This window comes from Roseateles sp. P5_E11, from assembly GCF_054049355.1.
This window is the reverse complement of sequence record NZ_JBFUMO010000116.1, coordinates 1-13,561: the sequence shown is the minus strand read 5'-3', so window position 1 is coordinate 13,561 and position 13,561 is coordinate 1. Positions and strand designations below refer to the sequence as shown.

Below are 13,561 nucleotides of genomic sequence, written 5' to 3'. Positions count from 1 at the left end.
CCGCTGAATGCCGTCATCGGCTTCGCCGACCTGCTGACCATGAGCGCCCATCCGCCGCATCTGCTGGATGGGCCGCGCCAGCGCGAGTGGCTGCAGCACATTGCCAGCAGCGGCCGGCATCTGCTGGCCATGATCAACGACGTGCTCGACCTGTCCAAGATCGAGGCCGGCAAGATGGACTTCCATCCCGAGCCGGTCGAACTGCCGGCCCTGGTCGACGACGTGATGGCCACCGTCGCGGTGCTCGCCGAGCAACGTGGCCTGAGCCTCAAGTCCTCCATCGAACCGGGGCTGCGAGACCTGGTGCTGGACCCCGCTCGGCTCAAGCAGGTGTTGCTCAACTACCTGTCCAACGCCATCAAGTTCACGCTCGCCGGCGGCCACGTCGAACTGCGCGTGGTGGGCGAGGGCCCGCGGCTGTGGCGGTTGGAGGTCGAGGACAGCGGCATCGGCATTCCGGCCGACCGCCTCGGCCATCTGTTTGTCGAATTCCAGCAGCTCGACGACGGCCTGACCAAGCGCCACCAGGGCACGGGCCTGGGGCTGGCGCTGACGCGCCGGCTGGTGGAGGCCCAGGGCGGCCGTGTCGGCGTCTACAGCGAGCCCGGGCGCGGCAGCCGCTTCTACGCCGTGCTGCCGCGCCAGCCGCTGGATGCCGGCGAGCCGGCCGAACGACCGGCCCACCAGCAGCTCATCGCCCTGCGCGACCATCCGCTGCGCGACGGCCTGGCCCGTGATCTGTCGCGGGCCGGCGTGAGCGCCGACACCGCGTCCACAGCCGGCGAGGTGCTGCGCCTGACCCGCGCGCGCCGTTACACCGAACTGGCCATCGACCTCGCCCTGCCTGATGCGCCCGGCCTGTCATTGCTGGCGGCGCTGCGCAGCGGCGGGCCGTCCATGCACGCGGCCGTCAAGGCGCTGGCGCTGACGCCCCCGACGGGGGCGGGCGTGGCTTTCACGGTGTCCGACGTGCTGGCCAAGCCGCTGCGCCGCCCGGCCCTGGCGCGTGCCCTCGTGCCGCTGCGCGACCGGTTGGGTCCGGGCCGGCCGGTGCTGGTGGTCGACGACGAGGCGGCGTCGCGCGAGCTGATGTGTGCGGCATTGCAGGCCACGGGCGTCGAGGCCGTGGCCGTCGGCAGCGGCGCCGAGGCGCTGCAGCGCCTGCCCGCCCTGCAGCCCGGGGCCATCGTGCTCGACCTGATGATGCCCGGCATCGACGGATTCCAGGTGCTGCATGAACTTCGCGGGGACCCGCGCTGGGCCGAGCTGCCCGTCATCGTCTGGACGGCGCTGACCCTCAGTGGGCAGGACATCGAAAGCCTGGCGCGCTCGGCCGCGGCCATCGCCAGCGCTGGCGAGGCCGAAGCCCTGGCCGAGGTGCGCGATGCGCTGCTGCGCGCCGCCCGCCAGGACCGGCGTGGCCGACTCACGAAAGGTTGACATGGCTGGCGAACGCATCCTGATCGTCGACGACAACGAGCTCAACATCGATCTCGCACAGTACGTGCTGGAGGCCGACGGCTTCATCGTCGACCGCGCTCTGCACGTCGACGAGGCCTGGGCGCGGCTGCGCGCCTACCGACCCGCCCTGGCCCTGGTTGACATCCAGTTGCCGGGCACCGACGGCCTGAGCCTGGTGCGCGCCATCAAGGCCACGCCCGACCTCGCCGATCTGCCCGTCATTGCCTTCACCGCCTTTGCCATGCCGGGCGACGAGGTGCGCTTTCGCGCAGCCGGCTGCGACGGTTATCTGACCAAACCGATCGACGTGCACAGCTTTGCAGCTGCAGTACGAAGCCATCTGGCCGGAGGCGGCACCTAAAATCGCCGCCATGCCCCAAGCCCTCTACGAATCCAGCCTGACCTCCCTGCCGCTGCTTGGCCGCGGCAAGGTGCGCGAGAACTACGCCGTCGGCGACGACCGCATCCTGATGGTCGCCAGCGACCGCCTGTCGGCCTTCGACGTCATCATGGGCGAGCCGATTCCGGGCAAAGGGGCGCTCTTGACCCGCATGGCGCTGTTCTGGTTCGACAAGCTGCAGGGCATCGTTCCCAACCATCTGACCGGCCAAGACCCGCTGTCCGTGGTGTCGGCCGAGGAGCGCGAGCAGCTCAAGGACCGCACCATGCTGGTCAAGCGGCTCAAGCCCCTGCCCATCGAAGCCGTCGTGCGCGGCTACCTGGCCGGCAGCGGCTGGGCCGAGTACCAGGCCAGCGGCAGCGTCTGCGGCGTCAAGCTGCCGGCGGGCCTGCGCAATGCCGACAAGCTGCCCGCCCCCATCTTCACGCCGGCCACCAAGGCCGAGATGGGCGATCACGACGAGAACATCTCGTTCGAGCAGGCGGCTGAAATCATCGGCGCCGACCTCGCCGCCCGCGTGCGCGACATCTCCATCCAGCTCTACCAGCGCGCCGCCGATTTCGCGCTGACCAAGGGCATCATCATTGCCGACACCAAGTTCGAGTTCGGCCTGGATGCCGAGGGCACGCTGACGCTGATGGACGAGGTGCTGACGCCCGACTCCTCACGCTATTGGCCGGTCGAGAGCTATGCGCCGGGCAGCAACCCGCCCAGCTACGACAAGCAGTTCGTGCGCGACTGGCTGGAGGCCGTGCGCATCAACGGCCAGCCCTGGGGCAAGAAGGCGCCTGCACCGGCCCTGCCGGCCGAGGTGATCGCCAAGACGGTGCAGAAGTACGAAGAAGCGCTGCAGCGGCTGACGGCATGAGCGCCGCGCCGGGCCGTCCCAAGCAAGCTCGCTCCCGCTTGGCGGGAGTGAGCCCGGACATGGGATGCCCAGTGGGCATCGCATGCCTGGCGAACGCCTGGCCGCGCTGCCGGACAGGCAAGGCCGCAGGCCGAAGGGTGCACCAATGAGCGTTGCAGCCGGTCCGGTCAAGCTTCGCAGCCGGCTGGCACAGCGGCTTGACGGCGAGATTGCCGCCGTCGCCTCCATGCCGGCGCGTGCCGCCGTGCTGCAGGTTCAGCGTGCCATCCTGTGGCTGCGCCATGGCCGCGAGGTCGAGGCCCGCGAGGAGCTGAACCGCCTGCAGGCGCGCGCCCTCGTGCATCCGCGCATCGAGCTGGCCGCCTGGCTGCATCTGGCCGAAGGGCTGACGGCTTATTTCAGCGCCTTCGGCGGCGGCGCCTGTGAACGCGTGCGGCGCGCCCACGTCATGGCCAAGGCGGCCAACCTTGCGGCGCTGCAGACCCTGTGCGACGCCTGGCTGGCGCAAATGGCCTTTGTCGACCGCGATATCGACCGTCTCGTCGCCCATGCCGCCGCAGTCCTTGCCGCCCCGGCGGACAACGCCGCCGCGTGTCGCGTCGCTTCAGCGCTGGGCATGGCCTGGGATCTCGCGATGGGGGCTCGGGACGAAGCCGCCGCGTCGTCCTGGTATGCCTGGGGCCGCCGCGCCGCCAGTGCCGACGGTGACGACGCCGGCCTGGCGGCCTTGCTCTACAACCAGATGCAGATGCGCGCCCTGCGCATCCGCCACGCTGCCCTGGCCGGCGAGCCTGGCGAGGCGCCGGCCGTGCTGCTGGGGGTGGACTCCATCGGCCATTTCGACGATGCCGTGGGCGGTTCGGCCCGCGCCAACCTGACCCCGCTGCTGCGCGCCCAACTGCTGACCGTGCAGGGTGACTACGCCACTGCCGCTGCCTTGCTGGAGGCCAACCTGCCCGAGGCGGTGGCGGCTGGCCTGGCCCGTACCGGCGGCAGCCTGCTGGCCGACCTGGCCTGGTGCTGGGCCAATACCGGCGAGGTCCAACGTGCCAGGGCCCTGGCCGACCAAGCCGCCGTCGAGGTGCTGGCCGAGGATGCGGCCCACTGCGACCTCGACGAATGCGCGGCCCTGCACGCCCGCCTGGCCCAGGTCTACGCCCGCTTGCATGAGGATGGGCTGGCAGCCCGCCACGGCGACGCCGCCCAGGCCGCCTGGGGCCAGGACGCCGCCCAGCGCCGCCTCTGGGCCGAGCGCTTGAGTAGCGCCGGGCTGGGCACTCCGCCACGCTGACCGGCTTTTTCCGGAGAGTCGGCACGGCTTGGCTGCGGTACTCTCGCCGGCCTATGACCGCCGACGCCCGCGACGACGAAGCCATCAATGCCTTGCCCGCCGGCACCCGGTTCGGCGAGCTGGAGATCATTGGCACCCTGGGTGTGGGCGGCTTCGGCATCGTCTACCTCGCACGCGACCACTCGCTCGAGCGCGAGATCGCGATCAAGGAGTACATGCCCAGCCAATTCGCACTGCGCGACGGGCAGTCCCAGGTGTCGGTGCGTTCGGTCTCCATGAAGGAGACCTTCGAGCTCGGTCGACGCAGCTTCGTCAACGAGGCCAAGCTGCTGGCGCGCTTCGACCACCCCTCCCTGCTCAAGGTCTACCGTTTCTGGGAGGCCAACGGCACCGCCTACATGGCCATGCCGCGCCTGGTCGGCCAGAACCTTCGCGAGGCGCGCAAGGCTCGGCCGACGCCGCCACCCGAGGCCTGGGTCAAGCGCATCTTCGACGCCGTGCTGGGGGGGCTGGAGACCCTGCACGCACAGAATGTCTGGCACCGCGACGTCGCGCCCGACAACATCTTCCTGCCCTCCGACGGCAGCCCGCCCATCCTGCTGGATTTCGGCGCCGCCCGCCAGGCGATCAGCGACCGCACGCAGGTCTTCACCGCCATCCTCAAGCCCAGCTTCGCGCCCATCGAGCAGTATGCCGAGGCCACGACACTGCGCCAGGGGGCCTGGACCGACTTCTATGCACTGGCCGCTGCCATGCATGAGCTGCTGACCGGCCGGCCGCCGCCGCCGGCGACGGCCCGCGCGATGGGCGACGAACTCCTGCCGCTGGAGGTGCCCGGCTATTCACCGGCCTTCCTCGCCGGCATGGACTGGGCGCTGCGTGTCGCCCCCCATCAGCGCCCCCAGACGGTCGCCGCCTGGCGCGAGGTGCTGGAAGGACGTTCAGCCGTGCCGAGACCCCAGCTCGCTCAGCCGCGGGTGCCAGTTGCACCCACGCCGCCGGCGCCCGCCGAGCCGCTGGATCTCGAATTCGCCGACACCGTGCAAGGCCCGCCGCTGGACGAGGACGACGGGCAGACCGTTGTCGTGCCGCTGCGCAAGTCCGCACCGCCGCCGCCGTCCCCACCCGCGCCGCCGCCGCGTGCCGCGAAACCATCGCCGCAGGCCGCGGCTGCGCGGCCACCCTCCTGGCAGATGCCCGCCATGATCGGAGGCGGCGTGGGCGCCTTGCTGCTGCTTGGCCTTTTTGTCATGCAGTTGCGCGGCAACCAGGCCAAGCCCGAGGTGACACCGGCCGAACCCGCCGCATCCGTGGCCGCGTCGGCTCCGGCGCCCGTGCAACAGGCCCAACCCGAACTCCAGGCCCCGGTGGCCAGCGCGCCAGCTTCACAGCCTGCGCCCGCGCTCACGCCGGTGCCTGTGCCCGTCAAGCCTGCGCCCGCGTCGGCTGCGACTGGCGTGAACACCCGCCCGGTGGCACTGCCCGGCTCGGCGCCCTCGCGTCGCGACACGGCGCCCAAGCCCATCGTGACCGAGAAGGCCGGCGACTTCCGCCCGGTGCCGCGCAGCCCCGTCTTCGCGGCGCCCGAGCCGGCGGCCTCCAGCCCGGCCGCCCCGTCGAGCAAGGCGGCCCCGGCATCGGCGGCCCCTGCGCCGTCCACCGAGCCGCGCACCGCCAACGAGGCCTGCGGCGGCCGGGTGCTGTTCGCGCGCGCCTGGTGCATCGACCGGCAGTGCGAAAAGCCGATCTATCACAACGACCCGGAATGCGTGAGGCTGCGCGACATCCGCAGCAATCGCGGCAACAGCGGCGTGCCCTGAGTATTCCGGGCCGTGCGGCTGTCAGGCGGGCCTGATCAGAACAGCGCCATCGACAGCTTGCGCCGATAGCTGTCGATGAGCGGGTCGCTGGGCACGACGGCGGCCTTGCCGGAGAGTTCCAGCGTGCCACTTTTGGCCTCGGCGGCGTGCTTGGGAGCCGGCTTGGTCAGCAGCTCGAGGATGGCCACGTAGGTTTTGCGCGCGGCCTCGCCGTTCCAGGCCTTGTCGCGCATGATGATTTCCAGCAGCTCGTCCATGGCCTCGGTGAAGCGCTGGTTGGCCAGGTGCAACTGGGCCAGCGTGAAGCGGGCGTCGAAATCGCGCTTGTTGGCGGCGATTGATCCCTGCAGCGCCGCCGGGTCGGCGCCCGTGGCGGCTTCGAAGGCGCTGAGCCAGGTGGCCAGTGCCGCCAGGCGGGGCGAGGGCACCAGGGTGTCGGCGGCCTTGGCCGCCACCGGGGCGAAGGCAGCGCGCGCGTCGTTGAGCAGGCCGAGTTCCAGCAGCGCCTTCACGTAATCGAAGCGGGCAGCGTCATTGGCCGGGTCGGTCTGCACCGCATGGGCCAGCTTGGTCAGCGCGGCCTCCAGGTCGCCGTCGGCCATCAGGTCCTGGGCATCGGCCAGGTCGGCCTCGGCTTCGAGTTCCTCGCCGGCCGGCACGTGCTTGTCCAGGAACTCGCGGATCTGCGCCTCGGGCAGGGCGCCGACAAAGCCGTCCACCGGCTGGCCGCCAGAGAACATCACGCAGAAGGGGATGGAGCGCACGCCGAACATCTGGCTGAGCTGGGTGGCGATCTCGGGCACCTCGTCGCTGTTCAGCTTGGCCAGCGTGAAACGGCCAGCGTAGGCGGTTTCCAGCTTCTCCAGGACGGGACCCAGGGTCTTGCAGGGGCCGCACCAGGGCGCCCAGATGTCCAGCAGCACGGGCTGGTTCTGGGACGCGACGATGAGTTCGGCTTCGAAGTTCTGGAGGTTGATGTCGATCATGGMTGAGGGTAGGAAGTCTGTTGGCGCCACGGGGGGCGGTGCGAGAGGGTCTGCGCGGGCGCAGGGCTAGGCGTCGCGCCGAAGCTCGGGCTGGTTTGCCCGTGCAAGGCGCGCAACAACGCCATGCGCCCGYGCAGGCCCTCTCCCGAAGAGGTTGGCACTCAAAAACCCGCGCGCAGCGTTGCGAAGCCTCGCTGGGGATGACCCCAGCTTCGTTTCGCGCCTTGCTCGCGGGCTTTTGAGTGGCAACGCATCCGCCCCCCGTGGCGCCAACAGACTTCGGGACGCGCCACCTACAATTCAAGGCTTTTCTGAGCCTTCCGGAGCGCGACCTTGTCCACCCCAGCCCCCCAGAACCCGGATGCCGTCATCGGCATCGTCATGGGCTCCAGCAGCGACTGGGAGACGATGAAGCAAGCGGCCGAGATTCTGACCGAGTTCGGTGTTGCCTTCGAGGCAAGGGTCGTGTCGGCCCACCGCATGCCCGACGAGATGTTTGCCTATGCCGAAGCGGCGGCAGGCCGCGGGCTCAAGGCGATCATCGCCGGTGCTGGCGGTGCGGCCCATCTGCCGGGCATGCTGGCCGCCAAGACGACGGTGCCGGTGCTGGGCGTGCCTGTCGCCAGCCGGCACCTGCAGGGCGTCGACTCCCTGCATTCCATCGTGCAGATGCCCAAGGGCATCCCGGTCGCGACCTTTGCCATCGGCAATGCCGGCGCGGCCAATGCGGCGCTGTTTGCTGTGGCGATGCTGGCGACGGGTGATGCGGCCCTGCTGGACAAGCTGAATGACTTCCGCACGAAACAGACCGAAATCGCCCGCGCGATGAGCGAGGAACTGCGTTGACAGCCCTTCTCCCTGGTGCGGCGACGCTTGGCGAGTCGCGGCAAGCGACGCTGGGCGTCTTGGGCGGCGGCCAGCTCGGTCGCATGTTCGTGCATGCCGCCCAGGCCCTGGGCTACCGTTGCATCGTGCTCGACCCTGATGCCGTCAGCCCGGCGGGCGCCGTGGCCGAGAAGCACATCAAGGCCGACTATCTGGATTCCTTCGGCCTGGCCCAGCTGGCGCGCGACTGCGACGCGATCACGACCGAGTTCGAGAACGTGCCGGCCCTTGCGCTGGAGACGCTCGCCGGCATGCGTGTCGTGGCGCCCGCCGCGGCGTCGGTCGCCGTCTGCCAGGACCGCGCCATCGAGAAGGCGCATTTCGAAGCGGCCGGCGTGCCCTGCGCGCCGCATGCCGTCATCACCAATGAGATCGAACTCGCGGCCGTCGACCCGGCCCTGCTGCCAGGCATCCTGAAGACCAGCCGTATGGGCTATGACGGCAAGGGTCAGGTTCGCGTGGCCACCACCGCCGAGCTGGCCCAGGCCTGGGAAGGGCTCAAGCGCGTCCCTTGCGTGCTTGAGCAGTTGCTGCCGTTGAAGGCCGAGCTGAGCGTGCTGGTGGCGCGCGGCGCGGACGGGCAGATCGTCAACTTCCCGGTGCAGCAGAACCTGCACCGCGGCGGCATTCTGGCCGTCACCGAGGTGCCGGCGCCGGATGTGCCGGTCGAGGTCGACAGGCTGGCAGTAGCCGCCGCCCGTCAGGTCGCGGACGCGCTGAACTATGTCGGCGTGCTGTGCATCGAGTTCTTCTGGTTGCAAGATGGCCGCCTGGTCGTCAATGAGATGGCGCCGCGGCCGCACAACTCCGGCCACTGGACGATGAACGGCGCCGATGTGTCGCAGTTCGAGCTGCAGGTGAGGGCGCTGGCCGGCCTGCCATTGCCGGCGCCGCGCCAGCATTCGGCCAGCGTCATGCTGAACCTGCTCGGCGACCTCTGGTTCAACGACGACGGCGGCCCCACGCCCCCGGCCTGGGACCGCGTGCTGGCCCTGCCGGGCACGCATTTGCACCTCTACGGCAAGGCCGACGCCCGCCATGGCCGCAAGATGGGCCATCTGAACATCACGGCCGACACGCCTGAGGCGGCTCATGCGGTCGCCGTGGAGGCTGCCGCCATCCTGGGCCTGCCCACCGACTTCTGATGTTGCTTCTGCCCGGCAACGATCCCGAAGCCGTCCAGGCCGCCGCGCGCCRCCTGGCCGACGGCGAATTGCTCGGCCTGYCGACCGAGACCGTCTATGGCCTGGCCGCGCGCGCCGACCAGGACGAGGCCGTTGCCAGGATCTTTGCCGCCAAGGGCCGGCCCAGCGACCACCCGCTGATCGTCCATGTGCTGGACGCCGCCGGCGCCGAACCCTTTGCCGACCATCTGCCCGTCGCCGCACGCCGGCTGATGGATGCCTTCTGGCCCGGCCCGCTGACCGTCATCGTGCCGCGCAAGGCCGGCATGGCCGAGGCTGCGGCCGGTGGCCACGCCACCGTGGCGCTGCGCTCACCCGCCCACCCGGTCGCCCGCGCCGTGCTGGCCGCAGCGCGCGCGCTGGGCGTCGAGGGCTTGGCCGCGCCGAGTGCCAACCGGTTTGGTCGCGTCAGCCCGACGCTGGCTCGCCATGTCGTCGAGGAATTCGGCCCCGAGCTGATGGTGCTGGACGGCGGTGCCTGCGAGGTGGRCATCGAGTCCAGCATCGTCGACTGCAGCCGCGAGCATCCGGCCCTGCTGCGCCCGGGGCTGATCAGCCGTGGCCGCATCGAGGCCGCCCTGGGCCAGCCGCTCGTGGAGCCGGATGCCACGGCGCCCAAGGCCTCGGGCACCTTGGCTGCGCACTACGCGCCGAGCGCCCGCGTGCGCCTGCTGGATGCCCAGGCGCTGGCTTTACGTTTGGCCACAACGGCCGCCAGCGGGGGCTTGGAGGGGGTGGCGGTATATTCACGCGCCCAGCTGCCGGCTTGGCGCTGGCAGGCCATGCCGGCCGACCCGGCGGCAGCGGCCCACGAATTGTTCGCGGTGCTGCGCCTTCTGGACGCGGCCGGCGCGCGCGAAATCTGGGTCGAGGCACCGCCCCACGACCCTGCCTGGGATGGCGTGCGCGACCGGCTCAGCCGGGCCGCGGCCGCCTTTTCCGATTGAGTTCTYGTTCCTGAGTTGATCGTCATGCAACGTGTTGTCTCCCAGAAATTGAAGCGCGGCCTGGCTTTGGCCATGGTGGCAGCGGCCGCGCTGATCGCCGGCTGCGGCGGTGGCAGCTCCCAGCAGATCGACCCGTTTGCGCCGACCCGCGTCATCGCCTTCGGCGACGAGATGGGCACCATTCTGCAAAGCGGCAAGAAGTACACGATCAACGGCCTGAATCCCGACACCAAGCAGGTGGACTGCAAGCTCAGCCCGGTCTGGAGCCAGATCCTGGCCGGCGGCTTTGGCTTCGTCTACCCGCAGTGCAACACCGACTTCGTCGCGCTGCCCCAGGGCATCATGTACGCGGCACTGGGCAACAAGGTTGCCGATGTGCGCGACAAGATCGACCTGCATCTGTCCAACGACCGCTTCGGCCCCAAGGACATCGTGTCCATCATGGTCGGCGTCAACGACATCCTCGAGCTGTATCGCCAGTTCCCGGCCCAGAGCCGTGACTCGTTGATCAACGAGGCCAAGGCGCGCGGCAAGCTGCTGGCCGACCAGGTCAACCGCATCGCCAATGCCAACGGCCGTGTGCTGGTGGCCACCATCTTCGACGTCGGCCTGACGCCCTACGGTCAAAAGGAAAGACAGCAGCAGACCGACATCGACCGCGCCATCTTCCTGAACGACCTGAGCTCGGCCTTCAATACGACCATGCGTCTGAACCTGCTCAACGACGGCCGCCTGGTCGGCCTCGTGCTCGTTGACGAGACGATCCAGCAGATCGCGCGCTTCCCGGCCGCCTTCGGCTACGCCGATGTGACGAACGCGGCCTGCCGCACCGAGGTCGCGCCTCAGGACTGCACGACGGACACGCTGGTGACCGACGCCAACCCCACGCAATGGCTGTGGGCCGGCGACACCCTGCTCGGCCCGAGCGCGCAGCAGCGCATCGGCACTTTGGCGCTCACGCGCGCCAAGAACAACCCGTTCTAGCCCACCCCCGAGGCTGAGCCCGGACACAAACAGTCCTGAGGACTGTTTGTGCCTGGCGAAGGACAAGGCCTCTGGCCTTGGCAGCGAGCGCGGCCTAATAAGACTTAGGCAGTGTTGGTGCGGAGTTCTCTGCGCAGGATCTTGCCGACGTTGCTCTTGGGCAGTTCGTCGCGGAACTCGATGAACCGGGGCCGCTTGTAGGCCGTCATCTGTGCCGTGCAGTAGCTGACCAGGTCTTCCTCGGCCAGCGCCGGGTCGCTCTTGACGACGAAAAGCTTGACCGCTTCGCCCGACTTGGCGTCCGGCACGCCGATGGCAGCACACTCCAGCACGCCGGGATGCATGTTGACGACCTGCTCGATCTCGGTCGGGTAGACGTTGAAGCCACTGACCAGGATCATGTCCTTCTTGCGGTCGACGATACGCACATAGCCACGCTCGTCCATGATGCCGATGTCGCCGGTCTTGAAGTAGCCGTCGGCGCACATGACGTTGGCGGTCTCGTCCGGGCGCTTCCAGTAGCCGGCCATGACCTGCGGGCCGCGGATGCAGATCTCGCCGCGTTCGCCGATCGGAAGGTCGCGGCCGTCGTCGTCGCGGATGGCGATCTCGGTGGACGAGATCGGCAGGCCGATGCTGCCGTTGAAGGCGCGCTGGTCCAGCGGATTGATGGTCGCCGCCGGCGAGGTCTCGGACAAGCCATAGCCTTCGACCACCGGGCAGCCGGTGACCTTGAGCCATTTCTCGGCCGTGGCCTGCTGTACGGCCATGCCGCCGCCGTTGGAGATGACCAGCTCGGAGAAGTCCAGCCGCGAGAAGCCCGGCTCTGCGGCCAGTGCATTGAACAGCGTGTTGACGGCAGGGAAGATGTGGATCTTGTGTCCGCGCAATGTCTCGATGAAGCCGGGGATGTCGCGCGGATTGGGCACCAGGATGTTGAGGTGGCCCATGCGCGCACCGAGCATGAAGCAGGCCGTCAGCGCGAAGATGTGATAAAGCGGCAGCGCACAGACGTTGGTGAACTGCATGTTCTGGTCGGGCAGCCGGGCCAGCATGGGCTGGAACCAGGCCTCGACCTGCAGGATGTTGGCGACGATGTTGCGGTGCAGCAGCGTGGCGCCCTTGGACACGCCGGTCGTGCCGCCGGTGTATTGCAGGAAGGCAACGTCGTCGGGCCCGAGCTCGGGCTTCTTCAGGTGCAGGCGCTCGCCATGGGCGAGGGCCTCATTGAAGCGCACGACGGTGCGGCCGTCGCCGGCTGGCAGGCGGAACTCCGGCACCATCTTCTTCAGGTGGCGCACGGCAAAGTTGATCAGCGGGCCCTTCCACCAGTTCAGCAGGTCCCCCATGGACGCCAGCACGACATGCTTCACGTCGGTCGCGTCGATGACCTCGGACAGCGTGTGCGCGAAGTTCTCCAGCACGACGATGGCGCGCGCGCCCGAGTCCTTGAGCTGATGCTCCAGCTCGCGCGGCGTGTACAGCGGGTTCACGTTCACGACGACGAAGCCCGCGCGCAGGATGGCCGCGATGGCCACGCCGTACTGCAGCAGGTTGGGCATCATGATGGCGACGCGGTCGCCCTGCTTGAGCCCCTGGGCCTGCAGCCAGGCGCCGAGCTGCATGGAGAGCTGGTCGATCTCCGAGAAGCGCATCCGCTGGCCCAGGCAGATGGCGGCATCGCGTGAGGCGTGCTTGCGGAAGGCCTCGTTGAGCAGGTCGACCAGCGAGCCGTAGACGCGGGTGTCGATCTGCGCCGGCACGCCGGCTGGGTAGCTGGCCAGCCAGGGCTTGGCGCGGGATGTCACTTCGGTGACTTCGGCAAGGACGGCGGTCATCGAGAGCCTTCTGACGTGCTTGGCGTGAAGCCTTCGATGTTGGGACGCCGTGTTACATCAAGCTAGGGGAGTTGCCCTAACGCGGATGCATCACCGCGAAACAATGCACGTGCGAGTGTGTCCTCACGGTGTCGCACAGTGGACAGGAACTCGCCCGCGCCCCGCATCGCGCGGAAGGTGTCAAAGCCGCTTTCGAGAAAGTTCTGCAGCGCGCCCAGGCCCGCCATCTGCGCGGGGCCGCGCATCAGCCGCAGCGTCTGGCGCAGCAGCGGCTTGCGGGTCAGCTTGTCCAGCGACTCGCCCACCGCCATCGTCAGCTCGATCTGTCGCTGCCTCGACGCGGGCTCGCTGCAGGCGCGCCAGGCAATGGCGTATTCGTCGGGCTTGATATCGGCTGACAGCAGGTGCTCGGCCATGCGCGTATCCAGGCGTTCGGACAGGGCGTGCAGCTGCGCGAGCTTGGCGACCGTGTCGACGACCTCGGCGGGAAAGAGGCGGGTCAGCGTCGGGATGACGCGGGCGAACTGCGCATCACGCTGGCGGTAATCGTCGGGACCGTAAAGCTCGTGCAGGAAGAAGCGCGTGGCCGCCTCATAGCGTGGGTTGGCGAGCAGATCGGCATAGGTGGCCGCAAAGCGGCGCTGCTGGAAGGCCTTCACGCTCTGGACGCGGGCCTCGAGCTCGGGGTCGGCAGCACGGCGGGCGCGTTCCGCGTCGACGGCGCGCAGTTCATTCAGCAGGGATTCGGCACTCAGTTCATCCATGGGTCGGCGGAATTCTGCCTTCCTACACTCGGGCGATGAACGGACGACTGCAAAGGATCTGGGTGTTGCTGCGGCTGGCCCTGGCGCTGGCCGTGGGCTGGCGCTTCGGCTGGGGCTGGGGGCTGCTGACGCT

General features: G+C 69.2%; 12 protein-coding genes. 9 read left to right on the top strand and 3 right to left on the bottom strand.

Annotated elements, in window-relative coordinates; translation table 11 throughout:
- From ACXJKR_RS11300 to ACXJKR_RS11280, 5 genes are all read left to right on the top strand, one after another.
- A partial coding sequence (locus ACXJKR_RS11300; protein ID WP_457322920.1) for an ATP-binding protein occupies positions 1-1,440 on the top strand: 1,440 nt, incomplete at its 5' end.
- Between the two features lies 1 nt (position 1,441).
- The gene (locus ACXJKR_RS11295; protein WP_056205044.1) at positions 1,442-1,822 is read left to right on the top strand and encodes a response regulator; all 381 of its coding nucleotides are present in this window, start codon (positions 1,442-1,444) and stop codon (positions 1,820-1,822) included.
- Positions 1,823-1,832: 10 nt separating this feature from the next.
- Positions 1,833-2,729 (top strand): phosphoribosylaminoimidazolesuccinocarboxamide synthase, encoded by an 897-nt coding sequence (locus ACXJKR_RS11290; RefSeq protein ID WP_457322919.1) that lies wholly within the window; start codon positions 1,833-1,835, stop codon positions 2,727-2,729.
- A 145-nt stretch (positions 2,730-2,874) separates the two neighbouring features.
- Positions 2,875-4,020: a hypothetical protein gene (locus tag ACXJKR_RS11285; RefSeq protein ID WP_157282189.1), complete on the top strand. Its 1,146-nt coding sequence runs from the start codon at positions 2,875-2,877 to the stop codon at positions 4,018-4,020.
- A gap of 53 nt (positions 4,021-4,073) precedes the next feature.
- Positions 4,074-5,840 carry a serine/threonine protein kinase gene (locus ACXJKR_RS11280; RefSeq protein ID WP_457322918.1) on the top strand — a complete coding sequence of 589 codons (1,767 nt, stop codon included), beginning with the start codon at positions 4,074-4,076 and terminating at the stop codon, positions 5,838-5,840.
- A gap of 35 nt (positions 5,841-5,875) precedes the next feature.
- Here the strand turns inward: ACXJKR_RS11280 and ACXJKR_RS11275 are convergent, their stop codons facing one another.
- Positions 5,876-6,826: a tetratricopeptide repeat protein gene (locus ACXJKR_RS11275; RefSeq protein WP_457322917.1), complete on the bottom strand. Its 951-nt coding sequence runs from the start codon at positions 6,824-6,826 to the stop codon at positions 5,876-5,878.
- A gap of 381 nt (positions 6,827-7,207) precedes the next feature.
- Here ACXJKR_RS11275 and purE point away from each other — a divergent pair, with 381 nt between their 5' ends.
- Genes purE through ACXJKR_RS11255 form a run of 4 tightly spaced genes read left to right on the top strand, consistent with a single transcriptional unit; the run spans position 7,208 to position 10,826 of the window.
- Complete coding sequence (purE, locus tag ACXJKR_RS11270; RefSeq protein WP_457322921.1) at positions 7,208-7,672, top strand: 5-(carboxyamino)imidazole ribonucleotide mutase; 465 nt, start codon at positions 7,208-7,210, stop codon at positions 7,670-7,672.
- Positions 7,669-8,856 (top strand): 5-(carboxyamino)imidazole ribonucleotide synthase, encoded by a 1,188-nt coding sequence (locus tag ACXJKR_RS11265; protein ID WP_457322916.1) that lies wholly within the window; start codon positions 7,669-7,671, stop codon positions 8,854-8,856. The genes purE and ACXJKR_RS11265 overlap by 4 nt, the downstream gene beginning before the upstream one ends.
- Positions 8,856-9,842, top strand: coding sequence for an L-threonylcarbamoyladenylate synthase (locus tag ACXJKR_RS11260; protein WP_457322915.1), 987 nt, complete (start codon positions 8,856-8,858; stop codon positions 9,840-9,842). Before ACXJKR_RS11265 ends, ACXJKR_RS11260 begins: the two co-directional genes overlap by 1 nt.
- 24 nt (positions 9,843-9,866) lie before the next feature.
- Positions 9,867-10,826, top strand: a complete 960-nt coding sequence (locus ACXJKR_RS11255; protein WP_157282187.1) for an SGNH/GDSL hydrolase family protein — start codon at positions 9,867-9,869, stop codon at positions 10,824-10,826.
- A 104-nt stretch (positions 10,827-10,930) separates the two neighbouring features.
- Here the strand turns inward: ACXJKR_RS11255 and ACXJKR_RS11250 are convergent, their stop codons facing one another.
- Both ACXJKR_RS11250 and ACXJKR_RS11245 read right to left on the bottom strand, forming a co-directional pair.
- A complete protein-coding gene (locus ACXJKR_RS11250) occupies positions 10,931-12,664 on the bottom strand; it encodes a long-chain-fatty-acid--CoA ligase (RefSeq protein WP_457322914.1) in 1,734 nt (577 codons plus the stop codon).
- A gap of 62 nt (positions 12,665-12,726) precedes the next feature.
- Positions 12,727-13,428, bottom strand: a complete 702-nt coding sequence (locus tag ACXJKR_RS11245) for an FFLEELY motif protein (protein ID WP_457322913.1) — start codon at positions 13,426-13,428, stop codon at positions 12,727-12,729.
- Positions 13,429-13,561: the final 133 nt, after the last annotated feature.

Coding starts and splice junctions, on each gene's coding strand:
- purE (WP_457322921.1), top strand. CDS start 7,208: ATGGGCTCCAGCAGCGACTGGGAGACGATGAAGCAAGCGGCCGAGATT.
- ACXJKR_RS11245 (WP_457322913.1), bottom strand. CDS start 13,428: ATGGATGAACTGAGTGCCGAATCCCTGCTGAATGAACTGCGCGCCGTC.
- ACXJKR_RS11250 (WP_457322914.1), bottom strand. CDS start 12,664: ATGACCGCCGTCCTTGCCGAAGTCACCGAAGTGACATCCCGCGCCAAG.
- ACXJKR_RS11290 (WP_457322919.1), top strand. CDS start 1,833: ATGCCCCAAGCCCTCTACGAATCCAGCCTGACCTCCCTGCCGCTGCTT.
- ACXJKR_RS11255 (WP_157282187.1), top strand. CDS start 9,867: ATGCAACGTGTTGTCTCCCAGAAATTGAAGCGCGGCCTGGCTTTGGCC.
- ACXJKR_RS11285 (WP_157282189.1), top strand. CDS start 2,875: ATGAGCGTTGCAGCCGGTCCGGTCAAGCTTCGCAGCCGGCTGGCACAG.
- ACXJKR_RS11280 (WP_457322918.1), top strand. CDS start 4,074: ATGACCGCCGACGCCCGCGACGACGAAGCCATCAATGCCTTGCCCGCC.
- ACXJKR_RS11295 (WP_056205044.1), top strand. CDS start 1,442: ATGGCTGGCGAACGCATCCTGATCGTCGACGACAACGAGCTCAACATC.
- ACXJKR_RS11275 (WP_457322917.1), bottom strand. CDS start 6,826: ATGATCGACATCAACCTCCAGAACTTCGAAGCCGAACTCATCGTCGCG.